General features: G+C 60.4%; 13 protein-coding genes and 1 pseudogene. 4 read left to right on the top strand and 10 right to left on the bottom strand.

Annotated features, from left to right (window positions below; genetic code table 11):
- Positions 1 to 1039, bottom strand: a 1039-nt coding sequence (locus ACYCUK_RS20355; protein ID WP_461596470.1) for an integrase core domain-containing protein, incomplete at its 3' end; no start/stop codon positions are given.
- A 171-nt stretch (positions 1040 to 1210) separates the two neighbouring features.
- Here ACYCUK_RS20355 and ACYCUK_RS20360 point away from each other — a divergent pair.
- Together ACYCUK_RS20360 and ACYCUK_RS20365 are read left to right on the top strand one after the other, a co-directional pair.
- Complete coding sequence (locus ACYCUK_RS20360; RefSeq protein ID WP_461596471.1) at positions 1211 to 2719, top strand: IS5 family transposase; 1509 nt, start codon at positions 1211 to 1213, stop codon at positions 2717 to 2719.
- Between the two features lie 158 nt (positions 2720 to 2877).
- The gene (locus ACYCUK_RS20365) at positions 2878 to 4938 is read left to right on the top strand and encodes an O-linked N-acetylglucosamine transferase, SPINDLY family protein (protein WP_461596472.1); all 2061 of its coding nucleotides are present in this window, start codon (positions 2878 to 2880) and stop codon (positions 4936 to 4938) included.
- A gap of 74 nt (positions 4939 to 5012) precedes the next feature.
- Here ACYCUK_RS20365 and ACYCUK_RS20370 read toward each other — a convergent pair whose 3' ends face one another.
- From ACYCUK_RS20370 to ACYCUK_RS20395, 6 genes and pseudogenes are all read right to left on the bottom strand, one after another.
- The gene (locus ACYCUK_RS20370; protein ID WP_461596473.1) at positions 5013 to 7991 is read right to left on the bottom strand and encodes a glycosyltransferase family 2 protein; all 2979 of its coding nucleotides are present in this window, start codon (positions 7989 to 7991) and stop codon (positions 5013 to 5015) included.
- Positions 7992 to 8054: 63 nt separating this feature from the next.
- Entirely contained in the window at positions 8055 to 8900 is an 846-nt protein-coding gene (locus tag ACYCUK_RS20375; RefSeq protein ID WP_461596474.1) for a hypothetical protein, read from the bottom strand.
- Positions 8901 to 8963: 63 nt separating this feature from the next.
- Positions 8964 to 9713, bottom strand: a complete 750-nt coding sequence (locus ACYCUK_RS20380) for an ABC transporter ATP-binding protein (RefSeq protein WP_461596475.1) — start codon at positions 9711 to 9713, stop codon at positions 8964 to 8966.
- Positions 9713 to 10096, bottom strand: coding sequence for a hypothetical protein (locus ACYCUK_RS20385; protein ID WP_461596476.1), 384 nt, complete (start codon positions 10094 to 10096; stop codon positions 9713 to 9715). The genes ACYCUK_RS20380 and ACYCUK_RS20385 overlap by 1 nt, the downstream gene beginning before the upstream one ends.
- A gap of 98 nt (positions 10097 to 10194) precedes the next feature.
- A pseudogene (locus ACYCUK_RS20390) lies at positions 10195 to 10607 on the bottom strand (putative toxin-antitoxin system toxin component, PIN family).
- Positions 10607 to 10846, bottom strand: coding sequence for a ribbon-helix-helix domain-containing protein (locus ACYCUK_RS20395; RefSeq protein WP_461596477.1), 240 nt, complete (start codon positions 10844 to 10846; stop codon positions 10607 to 10609). Before ACYCUK_RS20395 ends, ACYCUK_RS20390 begins: the two are co-directional and overlap by 1 nt.
- A gap of 119 nt (positions 10847 to 10965) precedes the next feature.
- Between ACYCUK_RS20395 and ACYCUK_RS20400 the strand changes: the two genes are divergently transcribed.
- A complete protein-coding gene (locus ACYCUK_RS20400; protein ID WP_461596478.1) occupies positions 10966 to 11094 on the top strand; it encodes a twitching motility protein PilT in 129 nt (42 codons plus the stop codon).
- Positions 11095 to 11100: 6 nt separating this feature from the next.
- On the opposite strand, the gene ACYCUK_RS20405 is transcribed toward ACYCUK_RS20400, so the two are convergent.
- The 3 genes from ACYCUK_RS20405 to ACYCUK_RS20415 are packed head-to-tail and all read right to left on the bottom strand — an operon-like array spanning position 11101 to position 12617.
- Positions 11101 to 11916 carry an ABC transporter permease gene (locus ACYCUK_RS20405; protein WP_461596479.1) on the bottom strand — a complete coding sequence of 272 codons (816 nt, stop codon included), beginning with the start codon at positions 11914 to 11916 and terminating at the stop codon, positions 11101 to 11103.
- A gap of 46 nt (positions 11917 to 11962) precedes the next feature.
- Positions 11963 to 12367, bottom strand: a complete 405-nt coding sequence (locus tag ACYCUK_RS20410; RefSeq protein WP_461596480.1) for a PIN domain-containing protein — start codon at positions 12365 to 12367, stop codon at positions 11963 to 11965.
- The gene (locus ACYCUK_RS20415) at positions 12357 to 12617 is read right to left on the bottom strand and encodes an AbrB/MazE/SpoVT family DNA-binding domain-containing protein (protein WP_461596481.1); all 261 of its coding nucleotides are present in this window, start codon (positions 12615 to 12617) and stop codon (positions 12357 to 12359) included. Before ACYCUK_RS20415 ends, ACYCUK_RS20410 begins: the two co-directional genes overlap by 11 nt.
- Positions 12618 to 12912: 295 nt before the next feature.
- Here ACYCUK_RS20415 and ACYCUK_RS20420 point away from each other — a divergent pair.
- A partial coding sequence (locus ACYCUK_RS20420; protein WP_461596482.1) for a LysM peptidoglycan-binding domain-containing protein occupies positions 12913 to 13220 on the top strand: 308 nt, incomplete at its 3' end.

The raw sequence follows: 13220 nt of genomic DNA on the forward strand, positions 1-13220 counted from the left end.
ATGTATGAGTCCACCACCTTTGGCACTCGGGTTGGTGTTGGAGTAGGAAGGATAGCGGAGATTGCTGGCCGAGTGCATGGTGCGGGCGCTTGGTGTTGTAGAACACGAGCCAGTCGGCGAGTTTCCGATTGAAGAGGGCGAGATCGGAGAACAGTAAGCCCTCGTAGTAATCGACAAAGGACTCCTGCAAGGTGCGGTTGAAGCGCTCGGCGTGGGCGTTCATCTTGGGGCTCTTGGGGTAGGTGTACCAGCGCCGGATACCCTGCTCGGCCAGGGCCTGGGCAAAGCTCGCTTCGAACTCGCTACCGTTGTCGGAGAGCACGATTTCAGGTGCCTTGGGTAAGAGGCTCAAGGTCAGGTCCAGCGCTGCGCGGGTGTGGCGGGTGTGCTTGGTGGGCACCGCCCAGGCGAAGGCCATACGGCTAGTCGGATCGATGAAGCTAACGATATACCGGCGCATGCCGTCTCGGACGCGTTCGATGGTATCCACCGCCAGGCACTGCAGAGCAGCGGCTACAACGCCTTTTGGTTTTCGGGGCTTGCGGCGGCGCCCGATGGGCTGGAGGCGGCCCCGGGCGCCGATGCGGGCAGGGCTGTGGCGCATCTTGTCGGGGCTGCGCGTGATGATGCGACCGATGGTGGAGATCGAGGGCCTGGCGAGGCCGTACCGCTCGCACCATGGGGCAAGCAGTACATGCAGCTTCTGCTTGCCCAGGTTGGGGTAGAGGGTGCGTAGGCGGCGGATCTCGGCCACCAGACGCGGGTCGGTCTGGGGACGGCGTCGCCGATGGGGGGCAGAACTCTTGGTCGCCAGCGCGGCGGGGTTGTCGCCCTGGGCTTTGAGTTCGGCTTTCCAGCGGTAGAGGGTGCGGCGCGATACCGCAAAGGCATCGAGCGTGGCCGCCAGGCCGTGTTTGTCCCAGAACCGCAGGATATTGAGTCGTTCTTGAGCATCTTTGGGTGTCATCTCCCAAAGATGCCCCAAGGCCGCTACCCGGTAAAACCCCCGGATCCGGTATCCCATGTGCTGCACTTGCATGGCATCCCTCCTACCTCGTAGGAGTGCCAAAGGTTTATGAACTTATGCATAATAAGTCGCCTCTGAAAATCTCCTAACAGTTTGATATTATTTTTGAAATAGTCGTTTCTCTGGTATAATTTCCCCCAGTTTGATCGCCCTTTTCTGCTGAGTTCTGGGAGTTTTGCCGCGATGTTTTCCTGCCCTGCCACCGACGATTTCTTCCGCTTGCGTATCGACCACATGATCGACTTGCGCCACCCTCTGGCGGTGCTGGCCTCCCGGATGCCGTGGCAGGAGATCGAGGCCGCTGTCGCTCACATCCTGTTCTGCAAAGGTCGGGCTGGGGTGGCCATGCCGGACTTGGACCTGTTCGGTGAGCAGGTGCAGCGCACTCCCAAAGCCAGCGCGGCTGGGCGCCCGCGCATTCCCCTGCGCGTCATGATCAGCCTGCTCTACCTCAAACACGCCTTCAATGAGTCCGATGAGGGCGTGGTGGAACGCTGGCGTGACACGCCTCGCTGGCAGTATTTCTCTGGTAGCGCGTACTTCGAGGATCGCATCCCCTGCGACGCCACCACCCTGGTCAAGTTCCGCAAGCTGTTGGGTGAAGAGGGAGTGGAAGAGCTGCTGGCACAGACCATCAACGTGGCTGTGGAGCTGCGGCTGATCCCTACCCAGGAGCTCACCCGCGTGATCGTAGACAGCACGGTCCAGCACAAGGCGATAGCGCATCCCACGGATAGCCGACTTTTGGAGACCGCGCGCAGCAAGCTCGTACAAGCCGCCAAGGGTGCTGGGATCGCGCTCAAGCAGACCTTTGCCAAAGAGGGCCGGCAACTGGCCTACCAGGCCGGCCGCTACGCCCACGCCCGCCAGTTCAAGCGCATGCGGCGGACCATCAAGCGCCAGCGCACCGTGCTCGGCCGCCTGCAGCGCGAACTGGATCGCAAGGCCGTTGCCATGGGGGTAGCCGTGCGCCAGGCCCTGGCAGAGGTCCTGGACAAGACCGCGCGCATCCATGCCCAAAGCGGTCAGCGCAAGGTGGCAAAAGGCCAGCCCAAGCTCTACGCCTGGCACGCCCCCGAGGTCGATTGCATCAACAAAGGCAAAGCGCGGCAGCCCTACGAATTTGGCGTCAAGGTGAGTATTGCCAGTACGCACCGGGGGAACCTGATCGTCGGTGCCCGGGCGTTTCACGGCAACCCGTACGACGGTCACACCCTGAACGAGCAACTGGACCAGACCACCATCCTGCTGCAGGATAACGGGGTCAAACCGGACCAGGTCTTCGTTGACCTGGGCTACCAGGGTGTGGATGGGGACAATCCCGAGGTGCGTATCATCCACCGGGGCAAGGCCAGACGAATCAGCCCGCAGGAGAAGAAACTGCTCAGGCGACGCCAGGCCATTGAACCGATCATCGGACACCTGAAAAGTGATCACCGGATGGACCGCTGCTATCTCAAGGGTGCGATAGGAGACTGCCTGCACGCGGTGCTCTGTGCGGCTGGCTACAACCTCCAATGGCTACTGCGGATGATTGCCCGGAAGGGCATCCCCTTCCTGAGAGGCGTTTTTTTGTGCCTGTTCTGGCAGGTTTGGATCATTGGCTGGTTCCCGACGACCGCAAACGCCATGCCTCCGTCAGGCCGTAGTGGTGGGAGCAAAAACCGGCGCCAAGGGCTCGCTCTGGCGTGAAATGAATTTTTCAGGGGCGACTAATAAGGCGGCCCCCGCCAACAAAGGCTGCGACGATCCCGCCAAGGATGCTAAGATAGATCCAAAAAGGAGGCATCATGGAACCAGTAGCGCAAGCACTACCCATCCCCAACGCCGCCCAACTGGTACAGCAGGGCTTGGCCCTGCATCAGCAGGGTCGGGTGCTCGAGGCGGAACCGTTTTATCGCCAGGCGCTGGCCTCGCAGCCGGAACAGCCGGATGCCCTGCATCTGCTGGGCGTGGTGGTCAGCCAGAAAGGCAACCAGGGCGAGGCGGAGGCCCTGGTGCGCCGCGCCCTGGAGGGTCAACCCCATAATACGGCCTATCACAACAGCCTGGGGCGCATCCTGCTGCTGCAGGGACGTATGGAGGAGGGCCTTGCGGCCCTGGAGGACGCCCTGCGCCTGGCGCCGCAGAACCCGGAGGCGCATTTCAATGTGGGCGAGGCCCTGCTGGCCCAGAATCATCCGGGGCAGGCAGAGCCCCGCTACCGGCGCGCCCTGGAGCTCAAGCCCACTCATGCCATGGCCGCATTCGGTCTGGGCCGGGCCTTGTGGGTGCAGGGGGACCAGCCGGGGGCGTTGCCTTGGTTTCAACTCGCTTCCCTGCTGGAGCCAGGCAACATCGCCATCCTGAACCAAGCCGGTGTGGCCTACATGGTGCTGGGGCACCGCGAGGAAGCCCGCCAAGCCTTCGAGCGCCTGCTGCAGATGGCGCCGGAAAATCCGGAGGCGTTGGCGAACCTGGCCGTGCTGGCCAACAGCGCGGGCCAGCGGGAGGCGGCCATGGGCTACTATGAAAGGGCCTTGGCGCATCAGCCGGATCTGCCTTCGGCCTTGGACGGCTATATCGAGGTGCGCCGCCAGCTTTGCGCCTGGGAGGGTCTGGCGACCCTGGAGCAACGCATCGTGGCGGGGGCGCGCGCGCGCCTCGCTGCCGGGCAGGGGGCCGGCATTCGCGCCTTCACGGCCCTGTACCTGCCCTTTACCCCCGAAGAACAGCATCAGGTGGCGCGCAGTGAATCGCAGGCCTTGGCGCAAGGGACGGGCGGGCCGTTGTGGGGCGAGGCGGCGCGGCGGCCAGGGCGGCTGCGTATCGCCTATCTTAGCGCCGATGCCCGTAATCACCCCATGGGACATCTCCTCGCCGAGATCTTTCAGGTACACCACCGCGAGCAGATGGAGATCTTCTTCTATAGTACCGGGGTGGATGACGGCAGCGCCATTCGCCAGAAAATCCTCCTGGATGCCGAACACTTCCGGGAGGCGCGCGGGATGACCAGCTCCGGCCTCGCCGCCCAGATTGCCGCCGATGGTATCCAGATCCTGGTGGATCTCATGGGCCATACGGCGGATACACGCATGGCCGTCCTCGCCCGGCGGCCGGCGCCAGTGCAGATGCATTATCTGGGCTTTCCCGGCTCGACGGGGGCGGATTTTGTGGATTATCTCCTTACGGACCCCTACATCACCCCCCCGGAACGGCCAGATCTGGTCACGGAGGCACCCATCTACCTGCCGGTGTATCAGGTGAACGGTCACCGCTACCTGGCCGATGCGCCGACGCCGCGGCGGGCAGACATCGGGATCGCGGAGGATGCCTTTCTTTATTATTGCTTCAACAACAATTACAAGATCGCGCCTGAGGTCTTCAGTGTCTGGATGCGGATTTTGCAACGGGTGCCGGAGTCCCGGCTGGTGCTGCTCGCCACTTCCGACACGGCCGTCAAAAACCTGCGGCAAGAGGCGGAGCAACGGGGCGTCGATCCCAATCGTCTGCTGTTTGCGGGTTATCTGGATCAGCCCCAGAACATCGCCCGCCAGCGGCTCATGGACCTCTTCCTGGACACTCCGGGTTACAACGCCGGCGCTACGGCTACGGATGCCCTGTGGGCGGGGGTGCCGCTGCTCACCGTAGAGGGACAAACCTATATTTCGCGGGTGGCGGGCAGCCTGCTGCGCAATGTGGGGCTGGAGGAACTGGTGATGCCGGATCTGGCGCATTACGAAGAAACGGCAGTGGCCCTCGCCCAGGACCGTGAACGGCTGCGCGGCTTGCGGGCCCGGCTCGCCGGGGCCAGGACAACGGCGCTGCTCTTCGATACCCCGAAGCAGGTTCACCACCTGGAGACCGCCTATCGCCGGGCATGGGAACGCTTTGTCCGTGAGGAGCCAGCGTCGCCGCTGTGGATTGAGTAAGGAGGCGGCGGGCGCGGGCAGCAGGACTTGTTCCGCGCCACGGTGGCAGTAGAGGCATCCACGGCGTCGCGGGCCTACCCATCATCCTCCATTACATGCAGGACGATGCGCAGGGCCTTGTCCGGATCATCGTCAATCCCATGACCCCATGCTTCGCCTAAGGGATACAGATGCAGCGCCACCGGGTGGCTGGCGTTTTCAAGGCGAAAGCGAAAATGCAAGCGATCCTGGCCCCGGAGACGGATCAATCCCTCGGAAAGCGGCAGGGGCAGCAGCGCATTGTCCGCGCTTCCCACCAGTTGCCCATAGCCTTGGGCCACGGCGCCGTCACCATCCTCCAGACGGAGCACGAGGGTACCATCGGAACGGCCTTTATAATTACTGAGCAGCATCGCAATGGCGGTCAGGCGCCCATGCAGGCCCAGGGGAATCGGAAAGGAGCCCGTCAACTCTTCATGGGGCTTTAGCACCCGCAACTTTGGCGAAAGGAAGCCGAGACCGAAAGGCACGGCCACCAACATGGACTCCCCGCGCCAAGGCAAGCGGCGCCGTGGCGGGTAGGCCAGTGAAAAATCCTCGGCCGACAGGGTAAGGTTGGGGTTGTAGGCGGGATCATGAGAGAGCAGCGCCCCCCAACGCCATTGCATGTAGGCATGCTCCTGGGCGAAACGGCGCAATTGCTCCTCTCGGGTGTCCGCCCCGCGGGTCTTGGATTCATAATGGTAGAGGAGCGCTGATGGGGTCCAGACATTGCGCAACCCTTGCTCGCGCAATCGCAGGCACAAATCCACGTCGTTGAAGGCCACCGGCAGGCGACGCTCCATGCCGCCGACGGCAAGCCAGTCCTCCTTGCGCAGGAGCATGCAGGCGGCGGTGACCGCGCTGACTGTTTGCAGCAAGGCGGCACGACCAAAGTAGCCGCAAGCGGCCTCGGACATACCGCGATGCAGGTGCGAGGCTATGCCACCCAGCCCCAGAACCACCCCTGCGTGTTGAACGGTCCCGTCAGGATAAAGGAGCTTGGCCCCCACCGCACCCACGCCTGGCTGCTGCGCCAAACCCAGCATTTCTGAAAGCCACGCGGGTGCGATTACCTCGATATCGTTGTTGAGCAGACAGATATACTCGCCCTGCGCCTGGGGTACGGCCCAGTTATGCATGGTCGCGTAATCGAAAGGATGCGGGTAGGAAAGCACCAGATGACCCCGACGATTGCCGATTTCTGCCAAATAGGCGAGGGCTTCCGGATCGTCGCTCTGGTTATCAATGATAATGACTTCGATGTTGGGGTAATCCGTTCGCCCGAGGCTGTCCAGGCATTGACGCAGGATGTCCACGCCGTTGCGCGTGGGGATGACGATGCTCACTAGCGGGTTGCCCTGCACAGCAAACGAGGGGAGAGAAAAAGCCCCGTTGCAAACATCCTTTAGCGTGGCCGCAGCCCCCCGGCGCAGGAGATGTTCTGTGACGGCCTTGCGCCCCGCTTGCGCAGTGTACGGCTTGGATTCCAGGCTGCTCGCGGTGGAACCCGGCAGGGTGCGCCAGTGATAAAGTACAGCAGGGATATGCCGGATGGACTCCGGCGCAACGCCGTCTGTAACACGTAAGGCCAGGTCCCAATCCTGGCTGCCCTCGAACCCTGCCCGAAAACCGCCCACGTCAAGGACACGGCTGCGCCGATAGACCCCAAGGTGGCTGATATAATTCTGTCCCAGCAGGAGATCTGGGTTCCAGTCCGATTTGAAGTACGGGTCAAAGCGGCGTCCTTTAATATCTACCTTATCTTCGTCGCTATAAAGCAACTCGGCATCAGGATGCGCGGCAATCTCCGCCGCCATCCAGTAAAGAGCATGCTCGGTCAATTCATCATCTTGATCCAACAATGTAATATAGTCGCCGACGGCAAGATCCAGAGCACTGTTGGAAGCCGCCGAAATGTGGCCGTTGCGCTCCCGGAAAACCACCTTGATGCGCGGATCCTTGTTGACGTACTCCTCCAATACCCGCCGCACGTGGGGCTGTGACGAGGCATCATCGGCGATACAGAGTTCCCAATGGGGATAGATCTGACGGCGCACCGAGTCGATGGCCGCGCGCAGAAATTTTTCCGGCGCGTTGTATACCGGCATAATCACAGAAAACAGAGGAGGATTCGCAAAACCGGTGATGTGGGCACGGATGGCGGTACGGTCAGCATCCGTCAGCGTGTCGTAACAGCGGATCCATTCCGCGTAATCGCTCCGCACCCGACCGGTGAGCAGGCGCTTGGCTGGATTACGCAAACCGCGCTTGATCCGTTCCGGCAGCGGAAAACGATGGTAGACCGTGCGAGCAAGGCCATGGCGTTGCTCCTGGCCTTGTGGCCCGGAGGCGAACAGGAGCCGGACACTCCGGACACCCGCGCGCAGGCGAGCCACCATCCTTCGCATGGGCAGGGTCATCCGCCACGAACGCGAAAGACGCATGCTCTCCAGCTCCGCACTCAGGGAGCGACATTGCTCTTCGGCTTTATGAAGGGCTTGCACCAATTGTTCCGTTTGCGTTTGTCCGATTTGTCTTGCCAACTGCAATGCAGGCTTACCATCTGCTTCGTTACAAACATAAATATTTCCAGGTAGCAGATCGATAAGCACGCCGACACGGACTGCTTCATTCATATATAAGAAAATATTTCCGCGGGATGTTAGGCGCTGTTGCAACGAACTTAACGGCACTCCATATCGCCAAACATCATACACCTGCTTGGCACATACCACGGCGTCAAAAAAAAGGTCATCTGGGATTTTATAAAAAATCTCGGGCAACTCGCCAACTTCTACTACATTAGTATAGAATGACTCACCTGACTCCTCGATATCATTTCCGATACAAACGCCAAATATTTGGCAATCTTTCTGGATAGCCAAATGAGCGAACCCTCTAAAAACGCAACCTATATCTAAAATGGCGCCGCCATGGGGAACGAGAAGCAACATATTCTTGAGGCTGTTTTCAAGAAAACTACCAGAATAAGAAACGATCTGCTGTCCTGCCGGCATTTTCTCCTTGGGCATAATGTATTTAATCCAAACATGAAGAAAAGGAGGGTCAGGAAATGCCCTGACCCACAAAGGATATCAGAAACCGTAGGCAACGCCCAGTTGCATACCAAAGAGGTTGGTGGAAGATGGCGGCTCAGTATAGTCCAGGAATTGCGCCAGGGGACTGTTGAGGGCGCCGCCGGTGTAGTTGAAGTGGGTGAAGTTGAGCCCGCCGTAGACGTGCCAACTGCTGTTCAGACGATAGTCGGCATCAAGGCTGATGCGCTCCTGGCCGCTGGTGCCGAAGCTCGCCGTTCCCAGCCGGTCCTGGAGAGGAGTGCCGGAGGGGGTCATGCCGCCGCCGATGACGGCGAGTCCTTGGGCGTTGGCGCTGAGGACGAGCTGCGCTGTGGGGGCGTACTGGAGCATGAGGCCGACGCCAACAAGACCGGCGCTGTATTTTTCCGTGTAGCCATGGGGCCCCTGAAGATTGCGGTTCCAATTCTGGTAACCACCAGCAATATAGGGGGTAAACATCCAGCTCTGCGCAATGGGCAAGCCCATGCCCAGCCGAGCCAGCACCCAGTTGGTGGTGGCGCTGTCGGTGCCTTCCAGGAGCGTGCCGTTTTGGAGGGCTCCGTGATAGGCAATGTCGCCGGAGTTGAACTGGTAATTGACCGCGAAATAGAGATTGGGCAGGGAGGAAAAATAGTCCCCCATGAGGGTGTATTTGGCCCCAAAGCCAGGCATCCAGCCGGACTCGATGTCGGAGGGCGAGGGCAGGCGCTCCTGGTAATTCATGAGGGCGCCAGTGGCGGCGAGGCCGATCTCGTTGTTGGCACTGAGGATGGGGTCTTGAGGCGCCATACCGTTGGCCAAGGCGATGCCGGGCAAAGTAAGGGCGCTCATGAGGATGATGGTGTGCAACGGTTTCTTGGGCATGGGAACTCCTCCATGGGTGGTTCATTGAGGGTATTAGGACAGATCGGGGTTTTCACCAGATCGTCAGCCCCGCGCCTTTTCCATAGCGATTGGCTGACGCCGGGACCGCGCGATCCTCCGCTCCTCCACCACCCGCCCATGATCCAGGCGAACGAACTGATCGCAAAACTTGTCGACCTGCTCGGGGCTGTGGGAGACGAGGATGAGGGTCATGCCCTGGGCGCGGAGTTCGGCGATCCTTTCGTGGCATTTTTCCTGGAAGGGCTGGTCGCCCACGGCGAGGATCTCGTCGGCCAAGAGGATGTCGGGCTGCAGGTGGACGGCCACGGAGAAGCCCAGACGCATCTGCATGCCGGAGGAGTAGTTTTTGAGGGGGGTGTCGATGAAGTGCTGGAGTTCGGAGAACTCGATGATGTCCTTGACGCGCTTTTGGGTGTCGCGGTTGCGAAAGCCGTAGAGGCTGGCATTGAGGAAGATATTTTCGTAGCCGCTGAGCTCGGGATGGAAGCCGACGCCGAGCTGGATGAGGGGGGCGATGCGGCCGTGGGTGGTGACCCGGCCCCGGGTGGGCTCCAGGATGCCGGCAATGATCTGCAGCAGGGTGCTCTTGCCGGAACCGTTGTGTCCCAGCAGGCCCAGGGCCTCTCCCCGCTCCACCCGCAGATTGACGTCATCCAGGGCCAGGAAGTGCTCGCGGCGCTCGCGCTTGCTCTTATGAAAGAGGGCGAGGAAGCGGGTCTTGAGGCCCATGGCGCGATTGTGGCGGAGGATGAATTCCTTGCGGACATGCTCGACGAGGACGGCGGGGGGCATCAGTGGAGATATTTTATCGCAGCAAGGAGGATGCCCGTGGCGCTGATGGTCAGGCCAAAGCTCCAGACCATGAAGTGGTCCATGCGCTGGTTGAGGGTTTCAAAGCGACGATCCATGCTTTCGAAATGTTTGTCTGTTTGCTCGAAGCGCTTATCCATCGGTTCGAAATGCTTTTCTACCTGCTCGAAGCGTTTTTCCATCAGCGCAAAGCCCTGCTCCATGGGTTCACGCTGATGTTTGAGTTCTTCCTCCACGCGAACGATGCGCTCGCGCAGATCGAACTCGCGGATCAAGGACACGCGGCCTTCCTCGCCCATCCATTCCGGGATGTGCTCACGGACGTAACGCCCGATTTCCTCGAGGTCTCCTTGGGCAAGGGCCATGCCGTATCTCCCCCTAGCTTATAAAATTCATTTTAGCATTGGGGATGAGTACAGTACACCGTGGCCGGAACAGCCCGCATCGGAGAGACTGCGAGCACTCATCTCAGCATTTCGGCGCAAAACACGGCAGGCGTGACAATCCGAGTGCGCTGGATGTGCCCCCGTTGCAGCAACCCTGCGCGGCGATCACCGGTAACGAGGTAGTCCGCATCGCCGGCCAGGGCCATAGCCAGCAAAAACGCGTCGTCAGGATCATCGGCTTCCACCTCGTTAGTCAGATGTTCCAGTATTACGGCGCGCTGCAGGTTATTGACCATGGTACCTACTTGGGCTGGTTGCAGAACGGTCTGAAACTTGGGATAGCGGCTGGCCCGGCGAATCTCATCGAGCTGCATCTGCGATGTCACCAGTTCGAAGCGCGCCGAACGCCAGGCCGATAGATGGCATCGGGGGCTCCATGGGGCGAGATCAGCGCGCTGAAGAGGACGTTGGTGTCGAGAACGACCCGCATCAGCGCTTGCGCGCCCACTGGATGGCTTCATCAACCATAGAGGTCAAATCCGTTTCGCTCACGCTGGCATTGGCGGCCTTGGCCTGCTCGGCCGTCAGTTCCAGGATGTGCGCCCGTACCGCCTCTTCAATGAAGCGCGACAAGTCGCCTTTCCTTCCGCCGCCCCGACTGGTCAGAAACATGCGAAGGGATTGATCGGTACTGGCAGAAACGGCGACATTCCAGCGAATCGTATCCATAGCTTTCTCCACATATTGGTGTTTATGTGTTTATACGCCTACCAGCACCGCCATGCAATAGCTCGAAAAAACGGAAGTCGGCAACGCGGACGCTGCTGCCGCCGCCGGTCTCCCCCTTCTTGGTCCAAGCCCATCACCAGGGCCCTTTTGACCGCATTCTGGTGGCGCAAGCCGTTACCGGGCCTCTCAGACTGCTGACCGCCGACAAACTGCTCGCCCAATACAGCGATGTGGTGCTCGCGGTGTAGCAACGATTACAGATCTTCCACCAGACTGCGGGCCTTGCGGCGGAAAAGGAAGGTGCCGAGGAGCAGGGCGGCGGCGGTCCAGGCGCTGGCTATGGCTACGCTGCCGAGACTGGGCAGGGTACCCTGGTAGAGCAGGCTATGGAAGATCTGCATGAATTCGGTGAGGGGATTGATCTCGACGATCATGCGCGAATTGGTGCCCAGGGTGTTGAGATCGTAGCCGATGGGGGTGAGCCAGAAGAGGAACATGACGGCGATCTCGACGAGGTGCTTGAGGTCGCGGAACTCGACGTTGAGCACCGAGAGGGTGAGCACCAGCCCCCAGATGAAGGCGATATAGAGCGCCAGGGCCAGGGGATAGAGCAGCAGGCCCCAGTGATAGACGCCGCCCAGGAAGGGATAGAGCACGATGAGGATGAGGATGGCGACCACCCAGAGGGCGAGGGTGAAGATGAGATTGGCGGTGGGTATGAGGATGCGCGGGAAGTAGATCTTTTGCAGCAGGCCAGCGGCGCCGGTGAGGCTTTCGCAGCTCTGGGAAATGGCTTGGGAAAAGAGGTTGTAATGCAGGACGCCGATGACTAGGTACAGGATGTAGTTGGGCAGGTCGCTGCGGAAGACATGGGTAAAGACGAAGTCATAGAGCAGGATGAGCGCGAGGGGGTTGCCCAGGGACCAGAGAAAGCCCAGCGCCGCGCCCTGATAGCGCACCTTGAGGTCTTTGGCGACCAAGTTGCGCACCAAGTCACGGTATTGCCAGTAACGGGCAAAGCCGGTGGCGGTGGCGCTGGCGCTGGACGGGGTGATGGCGCTGGTCTGCATGGGCTGGCATTGTCCGTGCTACGGCGGGACGGGTCAATGGTGCTGGTCATTCCACGGCAGGAACGACCATGGGGATACCCATCCGCCGGATGTTACGATCAAAGCTCACAATCCCTGTGTCCAGGGTGCGGGCAAGCTCCGCCAGAAAGACTTCCGGGAAATCCAGGTTGCTGTCCGGGTAGCGCCGTAGCGTTTCCAGCAGGGCGGCTCCATCCAATACATCCAGCACTTCCAGGGATAACAGGTGCAATATCTCCTGTGCCGCCTCTTTCGGGGTGAGCCCATAAATTTTACCTTCCAGGACAAAGGCGACCTCGGCCACATGCATCGGATGAACGGAGAGCTTGCGGCCTTCCGCCTCGCAGCGCTGCAGATAAGACCGGGCCCCTTCATATAAATCCTTGGGGTACTTGGTGATCAGGCGTAGCAGGACGTTGGCATCAACCAGCATGCTTTTTCCACATCTCCCGGGCGATCTCGGCTTCAGCTTGCAGAAGGTCTTGGCCTTCCGCCAGGCGTGGCCGATGACCAGGTAGCCTATCCAGCACTTCGGACAGCTTTCTCTTGGGGAGGGGCAAGAGACGAACACCACCATCTTCAAGGATGATCGCCAGCTCATCCCCAGTTCGCAAGTCCAAGCTCTTGCGGATGCCCTGCGGGAGCACCAATTGCCCTTTGCTACTCAGTCTTGCAATGTTCATTAGTGAAAATTCCTCGCGGAAGTGTAAGAAAAAATATTATTTGTAAGTTTCTCATGAAGCAATCATCAATATCTTACCGCTTATCCCACCCATCCGGGAGGGCACCGCCGTCCAGCGTTGTGTTGGCTGAATATTGATCCATATCCATGAAGACGAGTTCCCTAGTCACCACTCCAGATCCCGGCTGCTCGCATCCACCGGGGTATTCAGGAGCCATCTTGAGTCTTCCGCCCGCTGCCCGTTACACTTGGAACACTACCCATACCTGTGCCCAACGGGCACCAGGATTAGCCCGATGCTGCTCACCCTCATCCGCAGAACGGCGTTCGCCCGCCTGTTACGCATTGCCGCCATCGTCCTGGCCGGTGCATCGCTTGGCGCCTGCGCCATGCTGCGCACTACGCCGAGTGCTCCCCCGCCCCAGGCGGGTGTCCCTCCGGAAAGTCTCGCCCGCGACCACTTTGCCCTGCATGGGAGCGAGAGCGTCGTCGGCCAAATGGCGATCATGGAGGTGAAGGCGGGCGACACCCTCCCCGACATCGCACGCAATTTCAGCCTGGGCTACGACGAGATCACCGATGCCAATCCAAAGCTCGATCCCTG

The organism is Thiomonas sp., from assembly GCF_054608695.1.

What these genes read in the sequence shown, in the direction of transcription:
- ACYCUK_RS20375 (WP_461596474.1), bottom strand. Translation starts at nt 8,900, where the DNA reads ATGCCCAAGAAACCGTTGCACACCATCATCCTCATGAGCGCCCTTACT.
- ACYCUK_RS20410 (WP_461596480.1), bottom strand. Translation starts at nt 12,367, where the DNA reads ATGCTGGTTGATGCCAACGTCCTGCTACGCCTGATCACCAAGTACCCC.
- ACYCUK_RS20360 (WP_461596471.1), top strand. Translation starts at nt 1,211, where the DNA reads ATGTTTTCCTGCCCTGCCACCGACGATTTCTTCCGCTTGCGTATCGAC.
- ACYCUK_RS20415 (WP_461596481.1), bottom strand. Translation starts at nt 12,617, where the DNA reads ATGAACATTGCAAGACTGAGTAGCAAAGGGCAATTGGTGCTCCCGCAG.
- ACYCUK_RS20385 (WP_461596476.1), bottom strand. Translation starts at nt 10,096, where the DNA reads ATGGCCCTTGCCCAAGGAGACCTCGAGGAAATCGGGCGTTACGTCCGT.
- ACYCUK_RS20395 (WP_461596477.1), bottom strand. Translation starts at nt 10,846, where the DNA reads ATGGATACGATTCGCTGGAATGTCGCCGTTTCTGCCAGTACCGATCAA.
- ACYCUK_RS20405 (WP_461596479.1), bottom strand. Translation starts at nt 11,916, where the DNA reads ATGCAGACCAGCGCCATCACCCCGTCCAGCGCCAGCGCCACCGCCACC.
- ACYCUK_RS20380 (WP_461596475.1), bottom strand. Translation starts at nt 9,713, where the DNA reads ATGCCCCCCGCCGTCCTCGTCGAGCATGTCCGCAAGGAATTCATCCTC.
- ACYCUK_RS20370 (WP_461596473.1), bottom strand. Translation starts at nt 7,991, where the DNA reads ATGCCCAAGGAGAAAATGCCGGCAGGACAGCAGATCGTTTCTTATTCT.